The sequence below is a fragment of the Marinobacter nauticus ATCC 49840 genome, from assembly GCF_000284615.1.
Lineage (GTDB): Bacteria > Pseudomonadota > Gammaproteobacteria > Pseudomonadales > Oleiphilaceae > Marinobacter > Marinobacter nauticus.
Window position 1 is genome coordinate 2,984,181 of sequence record NC_017067.1, and the last position, 22,543, is coordinate 3,006,723.

Here is a 22,543-nt window from a genome sequence, read left to right on the forward strand (position 1 = left end):
GAAAAATCTGAGAATTGCCATTTTTCTGCAACAAAAACTTGCACCCTCCCCGGATGTCGCTCTAAATTGTGTACAATTACTTATTGTTTTGTTCACCATAAAATCGAATCGGGGAAACTATGCACATCCGAATCATCAACCCCAACACCACACGCGGCATGACCGAGACCATCGGCAAAGCGGCCGAAAACGTGGCGGCACCGGGCACGCGAATTACCGCAACCCAGCCCGACAGCGGCCCGGTCTCTATTGAAAGCCACTTTGACGAAGCCATTAGCGCCGTCGGTGTTGCCGAAGAGGTCCTGGCCGGCGAACGGGGTGACGACCCTGTTGATGCCTACATCATCGCCTGCTTTGGAGACCCCGGCCTTCTGGCAGCGCGGGAGCTGACCCGGGCACCCGTTATCGGCATTGCCGAAGCGGCCTTCCATGTGGCCACCATGATCAGTACCCGCTTTTCCGTTGTCACCACCCTGGGACGCACCGGCATCATTGCCGAGCACCTTCTGGAGAGCTACGGCTTCAGTCATCACTGCCGTCGGGTTCGGGCCGCAGAAATCCCCGTGCTGGACCTGGAAGACAACGCAGACGCCGCCCTTCAGCGCCTGATTGAAGAGTGTCTGCGGGCAAAAGAAGAAGACAACATTGGCGCCATTGTGCTCGGTTGTGGTGGCATGGCCGACCTCACCGATCACATCTCCGAGGCCGTCGGTCTGCCGGTTGTTGAAGGCGTCACGGCCGCTGTGAAATTGTCGGAAGCCCTGGTTGGACTGAACCTGGGCACCAGCAAACACGGCGACCTGGCGTTCCCGCGACCGAAGCCGTTCGTCGGTCGCTTCGAGAGTTTCTCTCACCTGAATACAAAATAAAAAAAGACATCACCGCCAAGAGATCTGATGCAGTCCCAACTATAAAGCCCCATCAGAACCACAAGGGGCACCCACATCTACACCGGTAACGGCGTGGACAACGACACTGCATGCACAACGAGGAAGACCATGAGCACCTCTCAAACACAGACCCATTTTGATGCTTCCTACCAGGAAGCACCCGACACTGACACCAAGGCGCTCGGGGCAGAATCCCTTGCCCCCCAGAAAACCCGCATTATGGGGCGCACATCCTACCTGCTGGCCTGGTTCGGTGGCTGCGTTTCCATCGGCACCTTCACCATGGGGTCCAGTGTGGTTGGCACGCTGAACCTGCTGCAGGCCTCGCTGGCCATTGCCATTGGTTGTTTCATTATTGGCGCAGCCCTGGCCCTGAATGGCGCAGCCGGCTACAAATACGGCATTCCCTTTATGGTGCAGGCCCGCAGCGCCTTCGGTTTCGGCGGCACCCGCCTGCCGGGGCTGGTTCGGGCGGTCCCTGCCATCGTGTGGTATGGCTTCCAGAGCTGGATTGGTGCCGGGGCGCTGAACATGGTCTCTACCACCCTGTTTGGCTTCGATAACCTGGTCTTTTTCTTCATCGCCTTCCAACTGCTGCAGATCGCCCTCTCCGTGACCGGCTTTCAGGGCATCAAATGGCTGGAGAACGTGGGCAGCGCTTTCATTCTGGCCTCCCTCGTCTACATGTTCTACAGCACGGTCCAGCGCTACGGCGACACCCTGTCGGCGAACCTGCTGACTATGGAAGGCTCCTGGGGCCTGCCATTCTGGGGTGCCACCATGCTGTTCCTGGGCATCTACAGCACGATGATTCTTAACGTGAGTGACTACGCCCGGGAGCATAAACAAGGCACCGGCCCCGGACTGCTGACCACCATCTACTCCATGTCCATTCTGCCCTGCACGCTGTTCATGGGCCTGATCGGCTACATGGTGTCGGAAGCCACCGGCATTGCCGACCCGATTCAGGTGTTCGCCAACGCGGTAGACAACAAGCCGCTGCTGATGACCACCCTGATGTTCATTGCTTTTGCACAGGTCACCACCAACGTGCTGAATAACGTGGTGCCGCCCACCTATGTCCTGATGGACGTGTTCAAGCTGACCTTCCGCAAGGCCACCATCATCGTTGGTCTGCTGGCGTTCGCCACCTTCCCCTGGGAACTGGTGAAAGACGGCTCTGCGGCTGGCCTGCAGATCTTTGTTCAGACTTACTCCGCGTTCCTGGGGCCGATCTTCGCCATCCTGGTGGTGGACTACTACCTGATTCGTGGCCGCACCCTGAACCTGGACCACCTCTATAACCCCCACGGCCCCTACAAGGGCGTGAACTACGCGGCTCTCATTGCCACCGCTCTGGGCGCGATCGTTGCCCTGAGTTTCTCGGCGGTGTCCTGGTACGCCAGCCTGATCCCGGCCGGGCTGAGCTATTACCTGCTGATGAAACACTGGCCCGCCTGCCAGCGCTTCCGCGACTGATCAGGCACTACCCAAGCACCATAAAAAAACGCCCCGCTCTGGAGCGGGGCGTTCTGGTTTCAGCCTCAGGCATCAACTGCAAATATGTCGCGCAGGTCCGGGGTTTCCTCGGGCTCTTCAAAAATCGACAACGACGCTTCGATTGACTTCAGGTGTCGCTCCATGAAGTCACTGGCCTTTGCCCCGTCGCCGGCGGCAAGGAAATCAATCAGGTTGTCGTGGTCGTGGGATTCACAGCCCAGGTGACCGGCATTGCCATACACTGCCAGAATCAGGGAGGAGCGGGAGGCCAGTTGACCCACAAAACCCGCCAGAGTCTGGTTACCGGAAATCTCGGCAAGACGGGCATGAAAGGTCGCCGAGAGCTTGATGGCGGTTCGCTGCTCTCGGTTTCGGAGCGCTTCCCGCTCCTGCTTTGCCATCTCACGCAGCTCCTGAATGTCTTCTTCGGTGATGCGTTTTGCCGCCGCCTCCATCAGGGCGCACTCCACCATCAGGCGGGCCTCGAACACATCCCTGGCTTCATCGACAGACGGCCGGGTGACACTAGCGCCCCGCATCGGTGTGAGGGTAACCAACTGCTCAAGAGCAAGGCGCTGCAGTACTTTCCGGATGCCGGTACGGCTGACACCAAACACGTCCGCCAGCGCGTCTTCACGCAGACGGGCGCCGGGCTTCAGCCGATGTTCAATAATAGCTTCAGATATTGACCGATAGATGGCATCCAGCCCCTTGCCCCCGGCTTTTCCGGTCCCGGAGCCAGCTCCCTGGCTCCGTCCACTTGAGGTAGTCTCCGCCATCTGCCGGCTACCGCTCATTCCGCTCTCCCCTGGTGGATAATCCAATTTCGCCCTCCATTGTATACGTTCTGTATGCAGGAGGGCGACTGGCGGGGAGAATCAGCCTTCGACGGACAGCGCCGACATATCCATCACATAACGGTGCGCAATATCACCCTTGCTCATCACCTCGAAGGCATCGTTGATCTGATCCGGGCGAATCACTTCACAGATCGGATGGATGTTGTGCTCACCGCAGAAATCCAGCACTTCCTGGGTTTCCTTGATGCCACCAATCAGGGAGCCGGCAACCCGGCGACGCCCCATGATCATGGGCACCGACATGAACCCCTTCATGGGGCCCACCTGCCCGACGATCACCAGCGTGCCGTCGATATCCAGAAGCGGGGTATAGGGTGTTACATCGTGCTCCACCGGAACGGTATCGATGATCAGATCCATGGACGCCGCCGCAGCTTCCATGGCGGCTTCATCGGTTGAGGCCAGAATGCCGGTCGCGCCGATGGAGCGGGCTTCTTCCTCTTTTTTCTTCGAGCGGCTCAACACGGTAACTTCCGCACCCATCGCCACTGCCAGCTTGACCGCCATGTGGCCGAGACCACCCAGGCCGATCACACCAACCCGGCTGCCTTCCCCGATGTTCCAGGTGCGCAACGGCGAGAAAGTGGTGATACCGGCGCACAGGATGGGCGCAGCGCGGGACAGATCCAGGGTTTCCGGAATACGCAGCACAAATTCCTCACGCACCACGATGTGCTTCGAGTAGCCGCCCTGGGTGATTTCACCGGAGATGCGATCCGGCGCGCCGTAGGTGGGCGTCATACCGTGACGGCAATACTGCTCTTCACTGTGGGCACACTGGTCACACTCCTGACAGCTATCCACCATGCAGCCAACGCCCACCTGGTCGCCCACTTTGTAATGGGTAACCTCCGGACCGACTTCCAGCACCCGACCGACAATTTCGTGACCCGGCACCAACGGATAGGGCTGGGGGCCCCAGTCGCCGTTCACCGTGTGAAGATCCGAGTGACACACACCGCTATAAAGAATCTCGATCGCCACATCGTTTGCCCGCAAGGCACGGCGCTCAAAGTGGTAAGGCACCATTTCCGCATCAGAAGAATACGCCGCATAACCGACCGTTTTCATGGGATCTCCTTGCATAATTTCTGGAATGAACAGGAAAATGGGCAACGCGAAGTGCATTGTCCAAGGTATGGGAACATTTTACGGTTCTGGCACTGAAAGGTGCTGTCCGATCCTGTCTGATACTTGCCTGATTCTCTCCACCCCCGGCAAAAGACAACCAACAGCCCCGGCGCCAGACGGTCTCCATGTGTTTCGGTTTTCCGAAGTTTTTTTATAGGAATGCGCCCCAACCTATTAGGTTGCAATTCAAATAAACCATCAGAGGGAATCTTGATGACACAGATTATCGAACAATTTCTCGAAGTTTCGAGCACTTACCTGCTATCACCCTGCGACAGTGACTGCTGCCACAAATCCGCCGCCTGATCGGGTTGCCCCTGAAACCACAGGGTAATGCCAGGCAACGGCCAGAGTGCTGCCCCCTCGTTTAAAAAAGCTTACCCTCTTGTGTAACGAGTGGGTTCTCCGTAAAAAGGCATAGGAATCACAGCGGCCAACCCTCAGGCAAGGCCATCATCCATCCCAGGAGTGTTAACCGTGATTGTTCGCGAGCGCCCCGGCCCACTCCGGCTGTTGCTGGCCTGGAAAGGGTCTGTTGTCCCCCACATTCTGCCGCACATTGTGCTTACGGGAATGTTTGCAGCCGCAGTTACCTGGGTTTCGCGCCACCACTACCTCGACGGCATGGTCGACTACACACTTCTGCCGTTCACGATCATGGGCATCGCCCTGTCCATCTTTTTAAGCGTGCGCAACACCGCCACCTACGACCGCTGGTGGGAAGCCAGAAAACACTGGGGGCATATGGTGTACGAATTTCGCAGCCTGGCGCGGACTGGCACCATTTACCTGAGCCCGGAGCGACGCCGGGAGCTTCTAACCCGATGCCTCGCTCACGCTCACCTGCTGCGCGGCCAATTGCGGGGAGAAGATGTACGGTCTGACCTGCCCGGGTCACTGGCGCCGGAACTCATTGACCAGGCCCTGAGCACCCGCAACCCCGCCGCCTTCATGCTGCACCGGGCCGGAGACGTACTCGCCGAAGCCCACAAGGCGGGCGATCTGGATTCTGTAGCAACCGCGGCCTTAGACCAGCACCTTCATGGCCTCGCGGGCATTCAGGCGGCCTCGGAACGCATTGCCCTCACCCCGTTGCCCTTTGCCTACACCCTGCTGGCTCACCGCACGGCGTATGTGTTCTGCTACCTGCTCCCGTTCGGTCTGGTAGGCGTCGCAGGCTGGTTTACGCCGGTGTTCACCGCCATCGTGGCCTACACGTTTTTCGGGCTGGATCGCCTGTCTGAACAGCTTGAGTTTCCCTTTGGCCGACACACCAACGACCTGCCGCTGGATGCCATCTGCCGCATTCATGAAATCAGTGTTGCCGAAGCCCTGGGCGACCCGGCACCCGAACCGCTGCAGCCGGTCAAATACCAGTTGCAGTAAGGGCCCGGCGGTTACAACGGCATGCGCCCGGTTCGCTCCAGCCGCTCGCTCACCCATTTGTGATACAGCTTCGCCAGCGCTGGCCGAATTACCGGCAAGCCAATCAGCCAGGCGAGCGGTTTCAGCAGCCAGACCCGCGACATCAACAGAATATAGGCATCCAGTTCCCGGTGGATGTTGCCCTGGCCATCTTCCACATGGAGCTCCTGAAGCGCGGCTTTCGGGTCTATACCACGTTCCTCCAACTCCTCATCACGGCCGGTGATATCCACCCACTCCACCGATTCGCCGGTCCTGCCCGCGAGTCGTTCATAGAGCCTGCGATCCTTGACACAGCTTGGGCAGGCGCGTTTCGATCACTGTCTGGCTCGCATGCTTTTCGTTCGTGAGTCTCAGATAGCTCATTGCTAATGGATGACGCCGCTATTCAGCCAGCAAACATCAGCACCACACCAAGCCCGTAGAGCACCGGGAACTCGGTCCAGAGACGGCTCAATGATGGCAAGCTGCTCTCGCTCTCCGGCTCGTCCTGCCGGGTATCACTAGTAACGGAGGGCTACCACATGGGGTTGTCGCCGGCACCCTGTATGAGCCGGGTGCCATAGAAATAGAAGCCCAGCAGTATCGGGGTAACTGGATGGATGTTCCAGACGGTCACATCCGGCAAGGTCGGCGCCAGAAGGAGCAATGCCAGGAGCCCGATCAGCAGTCCGTTCTGCATCATGTTCGGCGCCGAGGCCGCCGCGTGTTCCAGGTTTGCGCGACGGTAGACCATATCGGCAATAGCCAGGAAAAAGGTCTGTACCGCGATGCCCCCGAGAGCATTACTCACAGCCAACTCTGGGTGCCCGCGGTAGGCTGCTGTTACCGAGAGCACCGAACCACTGAGGGACGTGGCTGCCCCCAGAAGCACGGCTCCAGCGGTTGCCTCACCCAGCCCGGTCCGGTCGGCGAGCTGGTCGACCACCCGTGTGATGCGTGTGCCCGCAATCGCAATGACCAGCGCACAGACGCTGAAAACCACGATGCTCTGTGACAGCGTCCAGCTGTCCAGATCCATGATCGGCAATGTCATCCTCCTGTTGCCCCTGAAGCCTGCCGCGCAAGCAACGCGAAACGCGCGCCAGCTTACCGAAATGACCGCATTAATAGATCTGTCCCGGCTTTCCCATAGGTATCACAGTTATCCCACCCCTAGACAGCAAACCCATGCATTGGCATATTATGCCAATCCAGCGCTGACAGGATGACTCTCATGGCGACGAGAAACATAGTGCTCACGGACCATCAATCCCAGGTAGTCGATCACCTGGTTGCCTCGGGCCGTTATCAAAATGCGAGTGAGGTACTTCGAGCCGGCCTGAGAATGGTCGAAGAAGCCGAGTCCCGATACGTCACGAAAATGAATGACCTCAGAGCCGCCATTGATGCGGGCCAGAAAGACCTGGAGGCTGGCAGAACCAGAGCATTCACGGGTGACGAGTTCGCTACGTACCTTTCTGGGCGTGCTAAGCAAGCCTTCAGGAAAAAACAGGGTGCTTGATTACTATGAAACCATGGAACGTTGTTTTCACAGAAGCTGCTAAAGCCGATCTCGACGATATTCTCAAGACCAACCTAGAATGATTCGGCAAACTGCATATTACGACCATCAGCTCTAGAACACAGATCTGCCCGGATTTCGACAAAGATACGCGAAACTAACATTTATCTTGGTACTAAAAGTACTCGATTCAGGAACCCAACGGAGCAAGAACTCTGGCGAGCCATCAGCTTCATTAGTCCAGAGTCGGACTTTACGATATAATTTCGCAAAAGCTTGAACGCACTACTAAGGACACTAATTGATTAAAATCAATAAGACTCCGCCGAAACCTTTCTTGAAGTGGGCCGGAGGTAAGCGATGGCTTACCCAAGGCAATTTCAATGTTTTCCCGGCGGACTTCAACACCTACATCGAGCCATTCCTAGGAGGTGGCGCTGTCTACTTTCACTTACAGCCTGAAAATGCAATATTATCTGACTTAAACAATGAATTGATATCTACTTACAAAGCGATAAAGGAAAACCAAGAGCTAGTTGTAAAGCATTTAAAAAAACACCACTCAAACCATAGCAAAGAATACTATTACAAAGTTAGATCAGAAAAGCCTAGATCTATCTTCACACGCGCCGCTAGGATGCTCTATCTCAATCGCGCTTGCTGGAACGGTTTATATAGAGTCAACCTTAAAGGTGAGTTCAATGTCCCTATTGGCACAAAAACCAACATTCTCTTTGATATTGATAATTTCAAAATCACTTCTAGCTCGCTCAAGAATGCTACGCTACTTAGCAATGACTTTGAAGAAACCGTAAATCTCGCTGGTCCTGACGACTTTGTTTTCGTGGATCCCCCATATACTGTAAAACACAACTGCAATGGCTTTATAAAATACAATGAGAGCTTATTCTCGTGGAAAGATCAAATACGCCTCCGGAACGCCATAGACCGCGCAGTAACAAGAGGAGCCAAAGTTCTCTTACTTAACGCAGCCCACCAATCGATTGTTGACTTGTATGACGGCTTCAACCAAATCACCCTTTCTAGAAAGAATGCACTATCGGGAGACTCAAGATATCGCGGAAGATATGAGGAGCTTGCTATCATTTGCGGGTACAATATCTAAAACTCAATCCCCCAACAAAGGCTCGCTTTTAACTGCCCTGCGCGAGATGCACTTTCTGGTTCCTCAAGCCAAACCCGTCTAAGATTTAATTCTGCCACTTCAACCGCTGCATCCGCGAAGCTCTCAGAACTCCCTGCAACATCTTCTCTCGACACATCGTCATGTAATACACCAGATTCTTCCAGCCATCTCCGAATCCATTCTAGAGCTTGCTGGCATTTGCTTTTCGATAAATTAACGTTCAGCTTATTAGTTGCAAAGCGTGCTAATATAAACGCCCTTGCAACAACATTCTTTACGTCAGTACTACTAGATGCAGCGATATCGAAGAGATCAAACCTACTATCATCTTTATCGAAATCAAAATGCATTCGTAAAGACTCTATCGGAACTCCGGTATCCTTGCTAAGCTGTTCCAGTGTACTTTCTAGCTTCCTGTCAAACTCTGATTCTTCATCCTCAGCACCGGAACTATAGTCCTTGCAAGCGCCAGCTAACAAATATTGGGCATAAATCTTTTCAAAATATAACTGACCATCACTGCCAGTTGAAGACAAATGGCTCCAGATTAACGAAAGCAACTCCCCGTGCTTTTTCGAGTCCGAATCACCAATGCCGTTATAAACACGATAAACCTGATAGCTCGATCTATTGCGAGATGTGTGGTCTTTATCGAAGTTGAGCAGTTCATAACCCCATTTAAGAAGGCTCTGACTAGGGCTCTGCCTCAAATTAAGAGAGTTATAAACGTCAAAAAGGGTGACTGAAGGCAATACTTTAAGCGAAGTGAATGCTTCAACAGTATCAGGACGCTTACACCAGTCGTGCCAAACATCTCTCACAAACTGATGGGTCTTCACCCTACGTGCCCTTCGCTTTTGATTTGAATCTATGAAATAACTCTTATTTTCCTTGTTTGCGATCCCTGTAGCAGCCAGTAGCGAATTTGCAGAGCGAAGCTCTGAATAATAGGCCATGTGAATAGCTATATCATCTTGGCAACCAAGCATTGCCAAGATCGCTTGCGATAGATACTCCCACGCTTCCAAGCAATGCTCGATTTGTCTTGCAGCGAGATCGGCTTGCATTTCACTTACTACGTTCGATGAGGATTTTTGATCTACCAATATATCGCCGAACTTTAACTCTGGAAACCCTTTCAAGGATGCATCCAACAACGCTTCTTTAGCAGCTTTAATTGCGAACTGCACATCTGGATCTGTCTTTCTAGCCATTTTATTTAGCCTTAACCAAAACGCTACCAACGGCCTTAGCTATTTCCCTAACTTTCTGATCATTCTCGTATTCGGTCAAAACATGGACCAAATCAAGGAGCAAGTCTCCGTATCCGCTACTGCCTCGATATGAAGCTTGAATTTTCTTTTTTTCTCGATCTAGTCCTGGAGCCGTAGAAAGCCTCCAATCGAAATTATCAACTAGCGTAGATGAAATTGTTTTTATCGCATGATTTGCAACATTCAGCTTTTGAAATGATTTAAGTGCCTCTATAACAGCTTCTTCTGTCGGCTCTCCACTTTCAACTCTCCACTTATCTAGTTCAAAATAGTCCGGTTCGTGCTGAAAGATCGCATTAAAAATACTGTGAATTGCCCTCACACCTTGATCGGTTGCAATCAAGGTATGAGGGCCAGCAAACGCCGGATGCAAATCCTCAAAAAGACTAGCTTGCGATTCATTTTCGAGCGATTTAGCCCAAGCGGCATCTGTACGTTTAGTCGCCGATGCTACCGCGCTCCAAATTTTTATGAGAAAGGCTGCCTGCTGTGCTCTATTCCAAGGAATAACCCTTCCTAGCTGACCCAATGAGCCAAACAGACCACCAATTTTATCTCCCTCGACCCACTTTTTGATGAAACTACTATTCAGAGATCTAATAAATGCCGCATTCGACACATGCCCTCTAACCCGCTTTCCATGCAATTCAATTCTTCCATTCCACGGGCTCAGTGAATGCGACCAGAGAATCTCCGTCATTTCTTGAGATCTATGCTCTTGATATATTTTTATTGATTCAGACTGATCAAGCCACTCTTGTCTTCTCAATTCCGGATATAGGTCAAATGCAAGGCTCGCGTTAATCTTTTTGGGCTCAACATTTATTGTCCAAAAAAGGTACGCCTGCCAACCTAGTGATAAGTTATTAAATACTACAACGGGGACATCATAATCTCCCTCATAGGCACTACTATAATCAGAAGCAAAAAGACGATGTTGTCCGTCAATTATTTCGATAGGCTCAACAAAATCATCTTTTCCAAGCCTATATTGCTCGACCTCAGAAATCGATGGAAACTCCATACTAGAATAATCACCATCATTGATAGTAACTTCAACCTCTTTCGGCACAGTCACCATCTCACCGTTTCGGAAACGAGACTCTCCAGCCGGAATAATATTGACAATTATTGCATTTGGTAACCAGCCCGGGTTAATCAACTGTTCATGCTCTTCTGGCGACAAGCCTGAACTAGTAGATAGTGGGTAACCATACTTTACATATCTATTGATTTTTCGGGAGCGAATTTCCTCATGAGCACGCTGATATCCATGAATAGCGTTGGGATCTTTACGTTGCTCCACATCTCGCTTCGTCACGCCAGCGAGCGCTCGAAGCTTTTCAAGAGAAATTGCACCTACAAAAAAATGATCTGAAGGTTTTCCGAGACCTTTCTCATCATCCCAGTGAGCCTTATCCCATGTTCTTAACCACTGGTTTACACGAATTAAAGGTATCTTCTCTCTCGACATAATTAACCCAGAATAAATTAATTAAATAGACTAGTTTCAGAATTATCGAAGCGATTATCTCGGGCAGCCATAAATTAAACACATGGCAGACATAACCCACAATACTTGAGGGCACTTTCGTTTTGATCCACTTTTGTCTTACCCGTCCTACATCCATCGCCAAGCAACGTCATTTTTTTTTGCGCGATCGCTTAAAGGCCACGCAGGGCCCTGAGGAGCTACCCCTGCACCACGACCTCCTACCATAGCCTATGAATTTACTCGCGTCTCGCCCGATTACAAGATTTAAGACCCTCGCGTAGAAATTCTCTGACAGAGGTCTCTATCGACAACTATCTGATAATCTGCTTGGGCTATCTGAACTGCAGAAAGCGCGCCAGCATTTCTCTGCGTTGCTTACGTTTCCTTAAAACTGAAGCCGTGTTAGAGCAGTATCTGAGTTTGAGATCATATTCCAAGATTAGTTTGAGCTTCCTCAATTTAAACTGCGGAGTTCCTTAAATCCCTTGCACTGCCGGCGAACTCAGTCTATCCACATAGTTCATAACGGTCACTTGGGGGTACATTTGACGTTCAACGAAAGAGCATATTGCCATACAGTCAGACACTTCCTAAGCAATTCATTCGACAAACTCTTGATTCCCCTATCTGCATACTTCTGCACAACGAGTAGAACTGCGAGTCCATCCTCGTCAATCACCCTTCGGATAGCCTCCCTAATCGGAGCCAAAATGTTCGGCTGCCCCCTCGCCCGACTCATCCCAAACAAGCATCTCTGACACAATCATCAGGTCCCTTCCAATCGCCACAAGCGTTGGGAATTTTCTTACTAATTCCCTAGCAAGGCCAGGTCAGTGCGAAGGTCTTCTTCAGCGATCAGCAGGGGAAATATCCACATTCCCTGAGGAACACAGCCAATGCCGAGGCTTGATCTACCCTCGCTTTTCATTTTGGTCGGTTCCAGGTCTTGCGCAAATTTGATGCTGCCGCTTTTGGTGGTTTCCTCCCCCATAACGCATTTCATCAGGGCGGTTTTGCTCACGCCTTTGCGGCTTTCGCAGTGAACCTAGGACACCTCTTTTGAAAGGAAATATAGAAAAAGCCGCGCGGTTTCCCGAGCGGCTTTTTCGTTTCTGCAGGGAATTACAGAATCAGGTAGCAGCCAGGTACGCTCCCGCCACAGCCAGAACTCCCCCAACGCCCCGACTAAACCGGCTATCCGCCCTCAGCATCAGACTACCCAGCCCACGGCCAACCAGCGTGATGGCCAGTGTGGCGATGGAGAAACCGACCAGGTAGGCCGCCAATGTAGCGCCTTCCGGCATTTCCGCCCCATGCGCAAAACCGTGAAACAGCATGAACGCACCAACCAGGGTGCCACCCACGGCGGTTGGCAGTTTGGCCAGGGTGGCGATGAGGATGCCCGCCACCAGTACCGAGAAGGTGATGCCGGTTTCCACGCCCGGCAGGGTCAGGCCGCCCCAGGCCAGGGCTGCGCCGAATACCATGCCGCCGATCACGAAGGCGGGGGTGGCGTTTTTCATGAGCTTGCTCTGGCGCACGCTCCAGAAGCCAATGGCGGCCATGGCCAGCAGGTGGTCCAGGCCCAGCATGGGGTGCAGCAGGCCGCTGGTGAAGCCGCCTTCGGTGTGGCCGGGGTGGGCCATGGCGGTGGCGGAGGCGGTCAGCAGCGCGGCGGTGGCGAGAAGTTTTGAAGTCAGTTTCATGGTGTTGCTCCTGGTGGTTCTGTAATCGTATTGGTTCGTTTGCTCAGGCCATTTCGGCCAGTTTTTCCGGGCGCCTTTCCGGCAGCATGCCCCGCTCCAGAATGAAGCTGATGATGGTGTCCAGCCCTACCCCGTCGTACAGATTGGTGAACACGAAGGGGCGTTCGCCGCGCATCTTTTTGCTGTCCCGTTCCATTACGTCCAGGGAGGCGTGTACCTGTTCGGCAATGTCAATCTTGTTGATGATCAGCAGGTCGGATTTGGTGATGCCGGGGCCGCCTTTGCGGGGGATTTTGTCGCCGGCGGACACGTCGATCACGTACAGGGTGAGGTCGCTCAGTTCCGGGCTGAAGGTGGCGGAGAGGTTGTCACCGCCGGATTCCACCAGCACCAGTTCCAGGCCCGGGTGGCGGCTTTGCAGGTCGTCAATGGCGGCCAGGTTCATGGAGGCATCCTCGCGAATGGCGGTATGCGGGCAGCCGCCGGTTTCCACGCCCAGGATGCGGTCTGCGGCCAGGGCTTCGTGGCGCAGCAGGAAGTCTGCGTCTTCGCGGGTGTAAATGTCGTTGGTGACCACGGCGATGTCGTAGTGGTCCCGCAGGGCGGTGCATAGCTGGCGCAGCAATGCGGTTTTACCAGACCCGACCGGGCCGCCGACGCCTACTCTCAGACAATGTGTCATGGCTGTATCTCCTTGATGTTTTTATTCAGCTTCTGAAAAGCCGTGAATACTGGGTTTCATGCAGGGCACTGCCGAGCGCGAGGCCCGGCAGGATGGGCCCGAGTTCGTGGTCTTGCCGTGCCAGCGCCTGGTCGGTGGTAATCACCAGGGCCGGGCGCAGTTGTTCGATAATCCGTTGGGCGGCGGTGTGGCCCAGGGGCAAAGCTTTGCAGGCCACCGCCAGCTGGTTTTCCAGCCAGGCCCAGGCAAAGCCCAGCAGGGTTTGCCGCACCGGCACCCGGCGTACCTGGGCGGCCCAGGCAAACAGGGTGATGTAGCCGGGCTCGGCCGGAATCAGGGTTTGCTGCGGCAACAGGTTGAGGTTGCCCAGCAGGGTTTTCAGGGCACCGCCCAGGCGGGTGTCTTCGTCGCTCAGTTCGGCGGTTTCCCGGGTGGCGTGCAGCCACTGGTTCCAGTGCTCGATGGTGGCGCCGTCGTCGTTCGCCCAGGCGGTTTGCAGCCGGGCCAGTAAGGGCAGCTCACACCGGCTGAGGCCGTCTTCCAGTACGCCTTCAATCCACTGGGCCAGTTCCGCTTCGTTGTTCACCCAGCCCAGCTCAAAGGCGCTTTCCAGGCCCTGGGACCAGGCAAAGGCGCCGATGGGCAAAGCCGGGCTGACCAGCTGCATCAGCCCCAGCAGGGCCAGGTCGCCGCCGGGTTCGCCCTCACCCGCCATGGCTGCCGGCTCAGTGGGTGTGTTTGTGGCCGTGAGCATGGGTATGTCCAGCAGCGTGAGTGTGGTCATGGCTTTCACCGTGCGAGTGCGCGTGGGAATGGCCATGGCTATGACCGTGCGAATGGCCCTGGCCGGCCTGGTTATAGGCTCCGGGTTCCGGGTCGAAGGTGGCGGTGTGGTGCACCACGGTGGCGCCCAGGCGTTCGGCCAGTTCTTCCAGTACGTGATCGGGCGGGAAGCGCACGAAGGCGCCCTGCTCGTCTTCACCAATCGCCAGGGTGACGTGGCGGTTGCCCAGGTGGTAACACAAGCGGGCCAGCGGCAGGCCGGTTTCTACGCGGGCGGTGACCACCGGCTCTTCCGCGGCGCGAATGCGGATGATCTCGCCGGATTTCGCTTCCAGCAGGTCGCCGTCTCTCAGCACCGGGCCACGGTCCAGAAACAGGCCCACGTCCAGGTTGGTTTCGGTGGTGGCCCGGAGGCGGCCGCGAATGCGCAGTTCGTAGGGCAGCACCAGGTTGTCGTGGATTTCGCTGGCGTCTACGTGGGTGATGCGTTTAGTCAGTTCCAACATCCGTTCGTTCCTCTCAGAACAGCCTTGAGCTGTGTTGATTAAGCAGCCTTGAGCTGTATTGACTAAAAAAGGTGATAGCGCTGGGCCAGGGGCAGTTCTGTCGCCGGCTCGCAGGTGAGCAGTTCGCCATCGGCGTGCACTTCGTAGGTTTGCGGGTCTACGGTCAGGTGCGGGCAGGCGTCGTTCAGTTTCATGTGCTGCTTGCGCACGTCCCGCACGCCTTTGCAGGCGGAGAGGGGGCTGTCCAGGCCCAATTCTTCACCAATATTGGCGTCCAGCGCGGCCTGGCTGACGAAGGTCAGGCGGGTGGCACTGGCTGCCTTGCCGAAGGCGCCGAACATGGGGCGGTAATGCACCGGCTGCGGTGTGGGAATAGAGGCATTCGGGTCGCCCATGGGGGCGGCGGCAATCATCCCGCCCTTGAGGATGCAGGCTGGCTTCACGCCGAAGAATGCCGGGCTCCACAGCACCAGGTCCGCCAGTTTGCCCACTTCAACAGAGCCCACATCATGGGCAATGCCGTGGGTAATGGCGGAGTTGATGGTGTACTTGGCGATGTAGCGTTTGGCGCGGAAGTTGTCGGCGCCGCGCTCCTGGTCTTCCGGCAGCAGGCCGCGCTGCACTTTCATCTTGTGGGCGGTTTGCCAGGTTCGGCAGATTACCTCGCCCACCCGGCCCATGGCCTGGGAATCCGAGGAGATCATGGAGATCACGCCCATGTCGTGCAGGATGTCTTCCGCCGCGATGGTTTCCCGGCGGATGCGGGAATCGGCGAAAGCCACGTCTTCCGGGATGTTCGGGTCCAGGTGGTGGCACACCATCAGCATGTCCAGGTGTTCGTCGATGGTGTTCACGGTGTAGGGCCGGGTCGGGTTGGTGGACGACGGCAGTACATAGTCCTTTGAGCAGGCGGTAATGATGTCCGGGGCGTGGCCGCCGCCGGCGCCTTCGGTGTGGAAGGTGTGAATGCAGCGGCCTTTAAAGGCGGCCAGGGTGTCTTCCACAAAGCCGGATTCGTTCAGGGTGTCGGTGTGGATGGCCACCTGAATGTCGTACTGGTCGGCCACGGTCAGGCAGTTGTCGATGCTGGCCGGGGTGGTGCCCCAGTCTTCGTGCAGTTTGAGGCCGATCACGCCGGCTTTTACCTGCAGCTCCAGCGCTTCCGGCAGGCTGGCGTTGCCTTTGCCCAGAAAGCCAATATTCATGGGCAGGCTGTCCACGGCCTGCAGCATCTTGCCGATGTGCCAGGGGCCCGGAGTACAGGTGGTGGCGTTGGTGCCGGTGGCCGGGCCGGTGCCGCCGCCGAGCATGGTGGTCACGCCGCTCATCAGGGCTTCTTCTACCTGCTGGGGGCAGATGAAGTGGATGTGGGGGTCGATGCCGCCGGCGGTGAGGATCTTGCCTTCGCCGGCGATGATTTCGGTGCCGGGGCCGATGACGATGGTCACATCTGGCTGGGTGTCCGGGTTGCCGGCTTTGCCGATGGCGGCGATGCGGCCTTTCTGGATGCCTACATCGGCTTTGACGATGCCCCACCAGTCGAGGATGAGGGCGTTGGTGATCACGGTGTCCATCACCGCGTCGTCGCAGCGCTGGCTCTGGCCCATGCCGTCTCGGATGACTTTGCCTCCGCCGAATTTTACTTCGTCGCCGTAGTGGGTGTGGTCTTCTTCTACTTCTATCCACAGCTCGGTGTCGCCCAGGCGGACGCGATCCCCTACGGTGGGGCCATACATGTCGGCGTAGGCTTGTCTGCTGATTTTCATTTTGTGTCCTCCAACGGCCCCATCACTTCCGCCCGGAAGCCATAAATTTCGCGCGTTCCGGCAAACGGAATCAGCGTCACGGATCGGGTCTGGCCGGGCTCAAACCGAATAGCGGTGCCGGCGGCCACGTCCAGGCGATAGCCGCGGGCCTTGGCGCGGTCGAAGTCCAGGGCGGGGTTGGCTTCGGCGAAGTGGTAGTGGGAGCCGATCTGCACCGGGCGGTCGCCGGTGTTGCCGACGTCCAGCTGGATGCGTTCGCGGCCGGCGCAGAGTTCGATGTCGCCGTCTTTGAGTTGGTATTCACCGGGGATCATGTGTCTGCTCCTTAGACGATGGGGTTGTGAACCGTCACGAGTTTCGTTCCGTCCGGGAAGGTGGCTTCCACCTGAACTTCGTGCACCATGTCAGCCACGCCGTCCATCACGTCTTCGCGGGTGAGGATTTCGGTGCCGGCGCTCATCAGTTCGGCCACGGTGCGGCCTTCGCGGGCGCCTTCCATGATTTCGGCGCTGATCAGGGCCACCGCTTCGGGGTAGTTCAGTTTCAGGCCTTTGGCTTTGCGGCGTTCGGCCAGCAGGGCGGCGGTGAACAGCATCAGCTTGTCTTTGTCTCTGGGGGTGAGTTCCATGGATGACTCCGTTGTCTCTTATGCGTCAGGTAAGCCAGATTCTGGGTGTATGGGCCGGTACGCTGGCGAGCATGGGGCGCAGCAGGTGCCAGGCCTGTTCGCACAGGGCCCAGGCTTCGTTGCGTTCGGTACCCAGGTAGCGCAGGAGCAGCACGCCCCGGCGCCGGGTCACGGCCCAGCGGTTGTGGTCTGGTAACTGTGCTCTCAGCAATTCGATGGCGGCAGCTTCGTCGTCCAGGCCGACCGCCCAGAGGGTGGCCTGCACAGTGGCGCCGCCCTGGCCCCAGGGGCCGTTGAACCGGCGGTGTTTCGGGTCCAGCAACTGGCGCTCCAGCCACAGCGGCTGGCCGTCCAGGCTTAAATGGAAACGCTGTTCCAGTTCGCCGGTGGCAAACGGCAGGTCGCTGGCCGGGCGGCCCAGCGCGAGCACTTCCCAGCCCAAGGTTCGGGCGCCGGTTGCCAGTTCAATGCTGGTGGTTTGCAAACCACGGGAGCCGTCGAAGGCGATGGTTTCCTGGGGCAGGTATTCCAGAATCGCATCTTTGGCTACCTGCAACCGGGTGTGCTGGCCCCAGGCCACGCCATGGCTGTCGGCCTTGTACAGTTTCGCCGCGGCCGGGGTGGTCAGAAGCGCGTGGCCACCTTCGGCCACAGAGGCTTCAATGCGCAGTTCGTCGCCGCTCACCAGGCCACCCGGGGGGTGCAGCAGGTACACATGGCAGCAGCCGGTTTTGCCCTCCGGGTAGAAGGGGCGCTGCACCCGCAGTGGACCATGGTGGCGCCGGCGCACCAGCCGGGTTACCGGCGTCGGTTCGCTCTCGGCGCGGGCTTCAAAGCCCAGTTCCAGGGCCGCCGCCCAGCGCCGTTCGGTGTCGAAACGGTGGCCGGAGGCGTGGCGGTCGATGGCTTGGTAGGCGGTCATACGGTCAGGTGCTGTTTGATGAGTTCATCGGTCAGCCCGGCAATATCGCCTTCGGCCACGCGCCGGCCCCGGTCGAGGATGGCAAAGCGGTCGGCGTATTTGCGTGCGAACGGCAGTTTCTGTTCCACCAGCAGCACGGTCAGGCCGTCTTCTTCAATCAACCGTCGAATCACCTCGCCAATCTGGGCCACGATGTTGGGCTGGATGCCCTCCCCCGGCTCGTCGAGGATCAGCAGTCTCGGCTCAATCACCAGTGCCCGGCCAATGGCCAGCTGTTGTTGCTGGCCGCCGGAAAGGTCGCCGCCCCGGCGGTGTTTCATTTCTTTCAGCACCGGGAACAGCTCGTAAATGCGCTCCGGGATTTGCTTGCCGCCATCGGCCCGCACCGCCAGGCCGGTGCGCAGGTTTTCCTCCACGGTCAGCAGCGGGAAGATCTGCCGGCCCTGGGGCACGTAGCCGATGCCCAGGCGGGAGCGGTCTTCGATTTTCTTTTTGGTGAGTTCCACATCCCGGGCAAACTCGATGGAGCCGCTTTTCACGGTTTCCTCGCCCATGATGCATTTCATCAGGGTGGTCTTGCCCACGCCGTTGCGGCCCATCACGCAGGTACACTGGCCCTGGGGCACGTCCAGCTCCAGGTCCCAGAGGGTGTGGCTTTCGCCGTAGAACTGGTTGAGCTTTTCAATCTTGAGCATCAGGCCTCCTCCCCCAGATACACCTTGATCACGTCCGGGTCGTTGGAGACCTGGTCCATGGTGCCTTCAGCCAGCACGCTGCCCTGGTGCAGTACGGTGACTTTACGGGCGATGGAGCGCACAAAGCCCATGTCGTGTTCCACCACTACCACGGACTGTTTGCCCGCGAGGCTGGTGAGCAGTTCAGCGGTGCGTTCCATTTCCTGTTCGGTCATGCCGGCCACGGGCTCGTCCACCAGCAGCAGCCGGGGTTTCTGCATCAGCAGCATGCCGATCTCCAGCCACTGTTTCTGGCCATGGGAGAGGATGCCGGCGGGCTTGTCGCGCAGCGCCTGCAAGCCGATCATTTCCAGGATTTCGTCAATCCGGTCCCGGTATTCCGCGGTCATGATGGCAGTCAGGGTGGGTAGGATGCGTTTGTCGGCGGCCATGGCCAGTTCGAGGTTTTCGAATACAGTCAGGGCCTCGAACACGGTGGGCTTCTGGAACTTGCGGCCAATGCCCAGGGTGGCAATGTCCGGCTCGTTCATGCGCAGCAGGTTGTGGCGGCTGCCGAACCACACCGAGCCGGTATCGGGCCGGGTTTTACCGGTGATGATGTCCATCATGGTGGTTTTACCCGCCCCGTTGGGGCCGATGATGCAGCGCAGCTCGCCGTCGTCGATGGTGAGGTTGAGGTTGTTGATGGCCTTGAAGCCATCGAAGCTCACGCTCACGTCTTCCATGTACAGGATCGGGCCGTGGCGCACGTCAACCGGCGAGGCCACGGGGGTGAGAAACTCAAATACCTGATCCCGGTTGGCAAGTTGTTCAAAGATGCTCATGCGGTGGCCTCCTGAGCGCCGGGTTGGTCCTCGTCCTTCTGGCGGCGTTTCTGCAACAGCCCGGCAATGCCCTTGGGCAGGAAAACCGTCACCAGAACGAACAGCGCGCCCAGGGCGAACAGCCAGGCGTCCGGCATAATGCCGGTGAACACGGTCTTGGCGTAGTTCACCAGCAAGGCGCCGATAACCGCGCCATACAGGGTGGCGCGGCCACCGAGGGCAACCCACACCACGATTTCGATGGAGAACAGCGGCGAGAATTCGCTGGGGTTGATAATGCCCACCTGGGGCACGTACAGCGCGCCGGCCACGCCCGCCAGCATGGCGGAGACCAGGAACACGAACAGCTGCACCCGTTCCACCCGGTAGCCGAGGAACCGGGTACGGGCTTCAGCGTCGCGGCAGGCCACGCTGACCCGGCCCAGCTTGCTGGTCACAATGGCACGGCACACGACATAGCCCACTGCCAGCGCGATGCCGGTTGCCAGGAACAGGCCAAGCCGGGTGGCATCGCTGCGCAGGTCAAAGCCAAGGATGTCTTTGAAGTCGGTCAGGCCGTTGTTGCCACCGAAGCCCATCTCGTTACGGAAGAATGCCAGCATCAACGCAAAGGTCAGCGCCTGGGTGATGATGGACAGGTACACGCCGGTTACCCGGGAGCGGAAAGCCAGGAAGCCGAACACCAGCGCCAACAGGCCCGGGGCCAGCAGCACCATGATGAAGGCGAACCAGGCCATGTCGAAGCCCTGCCAGTACCAGGGCAGCTCCTGCCAGTTCAGGAACACCATGAAATCTGGCAATACAGGATCGCCATACACGCCGCGATCCCCAATCTGGCGCATCAGGTACATGCCCATGGCGTAGCCGCCGAGGGCAAAGAAGGCGCCATGGCCCAGGCTGAGAATGCCCAGATATCCCCACACCAGGTCCACTGCCACCGCCAGCAGCGCGTAACAGAGGTATTTGCCCAGCAGGGTAACGGTGTAGGCGCTTACGTGCAGGGCACTGTCTTCCGGCATAAACAGGTGCAGGAAGGTAACCACCACCAGGGCGGCGAACAGCACACCGAGGAAAAGCTGGGTGGAACGCTCCTGGAAGGGCCGGAGCAGCCAGGTTTGTGATGTCGCCATAACTCAGCCCTCCGCCGCACGGCCTTTCTGCGGGAATAGCCCGCGTGGCCGCTTTTGAATGAACAGGATGATCAGCACCAGCACCATGATTTTGGCAAGGACCGCCCCCGCCCAGGGTTCCAGCAGCTGGTTGATGGTGCCCAGGGAAAGCCCGGCAATGAGGGTGCCCCAGAGATTGCCCACGCCACCGAACACCACCACCATGAACGAATCGATGATGTAGTTCTGGCCCAGGTTGGGGCCGACGTTGGTGATCTGCGACAGGGCCACGCCCGCCAGCCCGGCCACGCCGGAGCCGAGGGCGAAGGTCATGATGTCCACTTTGGTGGCTTTGATGCCCATGGAGCGGGCCATGGCCCGGTTCTGGGTAACAGCACGGACTTCCAGCCCCAGGCGGGTCTTGCGCATGATCAGCATCAGCCCGGCGAATACCACCAGGGCAAAGCCGATCACGTACAGGCGATTCAGGGTGAGCGACAACGCCTCGTTCACCATGATTGAGCCGCTCATCCACTCGGGCGTGACCACGGTGCGGTTGAGGGGGGAAATCACGGTACGCACCAGTTGCTGAAGAATCAGGCTAATGCCGAAGGTGGCCAGCAGGGTTTCCAGCGGGCGGCCTTTCAGGTACTGGATAACGCTGCGCTCAATGGCGATGCCCGCCAGCGCCGCCACCAGGAAACCGGCCGGGATGGACAGGATCAGGGCCAGGCCGGGCTGGCCCGGGAACAGCTGCTGCATGCCCCAGGTGGTGTAGGCCCCGAGCATGATCAGCTCGCCATGGGCCATGTTGATCACGCCCATCACACCAAACGTGATGGCCAGGCCGATGGCGGCCAGCACCAGTACCGAGCCGAGGGACAGGCCAAAATACAGGGTCTCGGCAGCGCGGTTGAGTTTCAGTTTCTGTTCAATGCTGGCCAGGGCTTTCTCGGCCGCAGCCGCCAGCGCGGGGTCATCGCTGTTAACGGCATTATTCAGGGCGGCACGCACGGTCGGGTTCAGGCTGCCGGACAAAGTGGCAACCGCCTCAACATCGCCCTGCTCCACCTGGTAAATGGCCAGGGCATTGGTGAGCATGTCACGCACCTGGCCGTTGTCTTCCACCTGCAAACGGGCCTGGAGCTGTGTGGCCAGCGCTTCATTCACTTCGCCCAGCAGATTGCGCGCGGCATCGAGGCGTTGGCCAGGGTCGGCCACGGTCAGGTCGATCATCGAGAGGATGCCCTCGATGTCGGCCCGCAGGGCGTTGTTCACCCGCAGGCTTTGCAGATCCCGGCGCGACATTTCACCCAGGTCTTCGCCGGTCAGGGCGTCGGCGATCTGCCAGTTACGGCCCCGGTTATTAACCACAATTACCAGGGCACCGGTGTCTTCAATCATCGCGAGTTTGCCGTCGCGAACGGCTTCCAGCCAGCCCCGGGCGCGTTCATCGCCGGTTTCGGAGAGGGCTTTGAGTAAGTCGGTTTTTTCAGCTTGCCCGGCTTCTACGAGCCGTTTCAGCAGCGCTTCGGGCGCATTCGTCTGCGCCTGGGCATTCGCCAGTGTGGCCCCTAGGGCCAGACAGACAGCCAATACCATCCTGGCGAGCAATCGGTGAATGCTCATGATTCATTCCTGTTGGCTTGGGAATTCGGGAGCGGTACCGGGCAGGCTCAGGCCTGCCCGGCTGTGC

General features: G+C 57.4%; 22 protein-coding genes and 1 pseudogene. 5 read left to right on the forward strand and 18 right to left on the reverse strand.

All coding sequences use genetic code 11. The features are described from left to right. The first annotated feature begins 119 nt into the window (after positions 1-119). Positions 120-869: an aspartate/glutamate racemase family protein gene (locus MARHY_RS13895; RefSeq protein ID WP_014422356.1), complete on the forward strand. Its 750-nt coding sequence runs from the start codon at positions 120-122 to the stop codon at positions 867-869. 129 nt (positions 870-998) lie between these two features. Further along, positions 999-2,369, forward strand: coding sequence for an NCS1 family transporter (locus MARHY_RS13900; protein ID WP_041654952.1), 1,371 nt, complete (start codon positions 999-1,001; stop codon positions 2,367-2,369). Between the two features lie 65 nt (positions 2,370-2,434). Here MARHY_RS13900 and MARHY_RS13905 read toward each other — a convergent pair whose 3' ends face one another. Further along, positions 2,435-3,169, reverse strand: a complete 735-nt coding sequence (locus MARHY_RS13905) for a GntR family transcriptional regulator (protein ID WP_050999049.1) — start codon at positions 3,167-3,169, stop codon at positions 2,435-2,437. Between the two features lie 99 nt (positions 3,170-3,268). Continuing rightward, on the reverse strand, positions 3,269-4,321 hold the full coding sequence (locus MARHY_RS13910; RefSeq protein ID WP_041654954.1) for an NAD(P)-dependent alcohol dehydrogenase: 1,053 nt from the start codon (positions 4,319-4,321) through the stop codon (positions 3,269-3,271). A 537-nt stretch (positions 4,322-4,858) separates the two neighbouring features. Here MARHY_RS13910 and MARHY_RS13915 point away from each other — a divergent pair. Beyond that, positions 4,859-5,767 carry a bestrophin family protein gene (locus MARHY_RS13915; protein ID WP_041654957.1) on the forward strand — a complete coding sequence of 303 codons (909 nt, stop codon included), beginning with the start codon at positions 4,859-4,861 and terminating at the stop codon, positions 5,765-5,767. 11 nt (positions 5,768-5,778) lie between these two features. Here MARHY_RS13915 and MARHY_RS13920 read toward each other — a convergent pair. Next, positions 5,779-6,102: pseudogene (locus tag MARHY_RS13920) on the reverse strand (DCC1-like thiol-disulfide oxidoreductase family protein); the annotation flags it as partial. 221 nt (positions 6,103-6,323) lie between these two features. Then, entirely contained in the window at positions 6,324-6,842 is a 519-nt protein-coding gene (locus tag MARHY_RS13925) for a calcium:cation antiporter family protein (protein WP_014422363.1), read from the reverse strand. A gap of 180 nt (positions 6,843-7,022) precedes the next feature. On the opposite strand from MARHY_RS13925, the gene MARHY_RS13930 reads away from it, so the two are divergent. Continuing rightward, the gene (locus MARHY_RS13930) at positions 7,023-7,310 is read left to right on the forward strand and encodes a type II toxin-antitoxin system ParD family antitoxin (protein WP_041654958.1); all 288 of its coding nucleotides are present in this window, start codon (positions 7,023-7,025) and stop codon (positions 7,308-7,310) included. Positions 7,311-7,611: 301 nt separating this feature from the next. Then, the gene (locus MARHY_RS13935; RefSeq protein ID WP_014422365.1) at positions 7,612-8,436 is read left to right on the forward strand and encodes a DNA adenine methylase; all 825 of its coding nucleotides are present in this window, start codon (positions 7,612-7,614) and stop codon (positions 8,434-8,436) included. Here the strand turns inward: MARHY_RS13935 and MARHY_RS13940 are convergent. The 14 genes from MARHY_RS13940 to urtB form a co-directional block, all read right to left on the reverse strand. Further along, positions 8,433-9,671: a hypothetical protein gene (locus MARHY_RS13940; RefSeq protein ID WP_041654961.1), complete on the reverse strand. Its 1,239-nt coding sequence runs from the start codon at positions 9,669-9,671 to the stop codon at positions 8,433-8,435. The two genes, MARHY_RS13935 and MARHY_RS13940, sit on opposite strands and share 4 nt — an antisense overlap. 1 nt (position 9,672) lies before the next feature. Continuing rightward, positions 9,673-11,205: a DGQHR domain-containing protein gene (locus MARHY_RS13945; protein WP_014422367.1), complete on the reverse strand. Its 1,533-nt coding sequence runs from the start codon at positions 11,203-11,205 to the stop codon at positions 9,673-9,675. A gap of 1,151 nt (positions 11,206-12,356) precedes the next feature. After that, entirely contained in the window at positions 12,357-12,932 is a 576-nt protein-coding gene (locus MARHY_RS13955) for a HupE/UreJ family protein (RefSeq protein ID WP_014422371.1), read from the reverse strand. A gap of 43 nt (positions 12,933-12,975) precedes the next feature. Next, positions 12,976-13,614, reverse strand: a complete 639-nt coding sequence (ureG, locus tag MARHY_RS13960; protein ID WP_011786432.1) for an urease accessory protein UreG — start codon at positions 13,612-13,614, stop codon at positions 12,976-12,978. A 25-nt stretch (positions 13,615-13,639) separates the two neighbouring features. Beyond that, positions 13,640-14,368: an urease accessory protein UreF gene (locus MARHY_RS13965; protein WP_041654970.1), complete on the reverse strand. Its 729-nt coding sequence runs from the start codon at positions 14,366-14,368 to the stop codon at positions 13,640-13,642. After that, positions 14,340-14,903, reverse strand: a complete 564-nt coding sequence (gene ureE, locus MARHY_RS13970; protein ID WP_014422373.1) for an urease accessory protein UreE — start codon at positions 14,901-14,903, stop codon at positions 14,340-14,342. Before ureE ends, MARHY_RS13965 begins: the two co-directional genes overlap by 29 nt. Positions 14,904-14,965: 62 nt before the next feature. Continuing rightward, positions 14,966-16,669 (reverse strand): urease subunit alpha, encoded by a 1,704-nt coding sequence (ureC, locus tag MARHY_RS13975; RefSeq protein ID WP_014422374.1) that lies wholly within the window; start codon positions 16,667-16,669, stop codon positions 14,966-14,968. Further along, on the reverse strand, positions 16,666-16,983 hold the full coding sequence (locus tag MARHY_RS13980) for an urease subunit beta (RefSeq protein ID WP_014422375.1): 318 nt from the start codon (positions 16,981-16,983) through the stop codon (positions 16,666-16,668). Before MARHY_RS13980 ends, ureC begins: the two co-directional genes overlap by 4 nt. An 11-nt stretch (positions 16,984-16,994) precedes the next feature. Further along, complete coding sequence (ureA, locus tag MARHY_RS13985) at positions 16,995-17,297, reverse strand: urease subunit gamma (RefSeq protein ID WP_014422377.1); 303 nt, start codon at positions 17,295-17,297, stop codon at positions 16,995-16,997. A gap of 25 nt (positions 17,298-17,322) precedes the next feature. After that, positions 17,323-18,219, reverse strand: coding sequence for an urease accessory protein UreD (locus MARHY_RS13990; protein ID WP_014422378.1), 897 nt, complete (start codon positions 18,217-18,219; stop codon positions 17,323-17,325). Next, the gene (gene urtE, locus MARHY_RS13995) at positions 18,216-18,914 is read right to left on the reverse strand and encodes an urea ABC transporter ATP-binding subunit UrtE (RefSeq protein ID WP_014422379.1); all 699 of its coding nucleotides are present in this window, start codon (positions 18,912-18,914) and stop codon (positions 18,216-18,218) included. The genes MARHY_RS13990 and urtE overlap by 4 nt, the downstream gene beginning before the upstream one ends. Further along, a complete protein-coding gene (urtD, locus tag MARHY_RS14000) occupies positions 18,914-19,738 on the reverse strand; it encodes an urea ABC transporter ATP-binding protein UrtD (protein ID WP_014422380.1) in 825 nt (274 codons plus the stop codon). The genes urtE and urtD overlap by 1 nt, the downstream gene beginning before the upstream one ends. Then, positions 19,735-20,868 (reverse strand): urea ABC transporter permease subunit UrtC, encoded by a 1,134-nt coding sequence (urtC, locus tag MARHY_RS14005; RefSeq protein ID WP_014422381.1) that lies wholly within the window; start codon positions 20,866-20,868, stop codon positions 19,735-19,737. The genes urtD and urtC overlap by 4 nt, the downstream gene beginning before the upstream one ends. Before the next feature lie 3 nt (positions 20,869-20,871). Further along, on the reverse strand, positions 20,872-22,476 hold the full coding sequence (gene urtB, locus MARHY_RS14010) for an urea ABC transporter permease subunit UrtB (protein WP_014422382.1): 1,605 nt from the start codon (positions 22,474-22,476) through the stop codon (positions 20,872-20,874). Positions 22,477-22,543 lie beyond the last annotated feature (67 nt).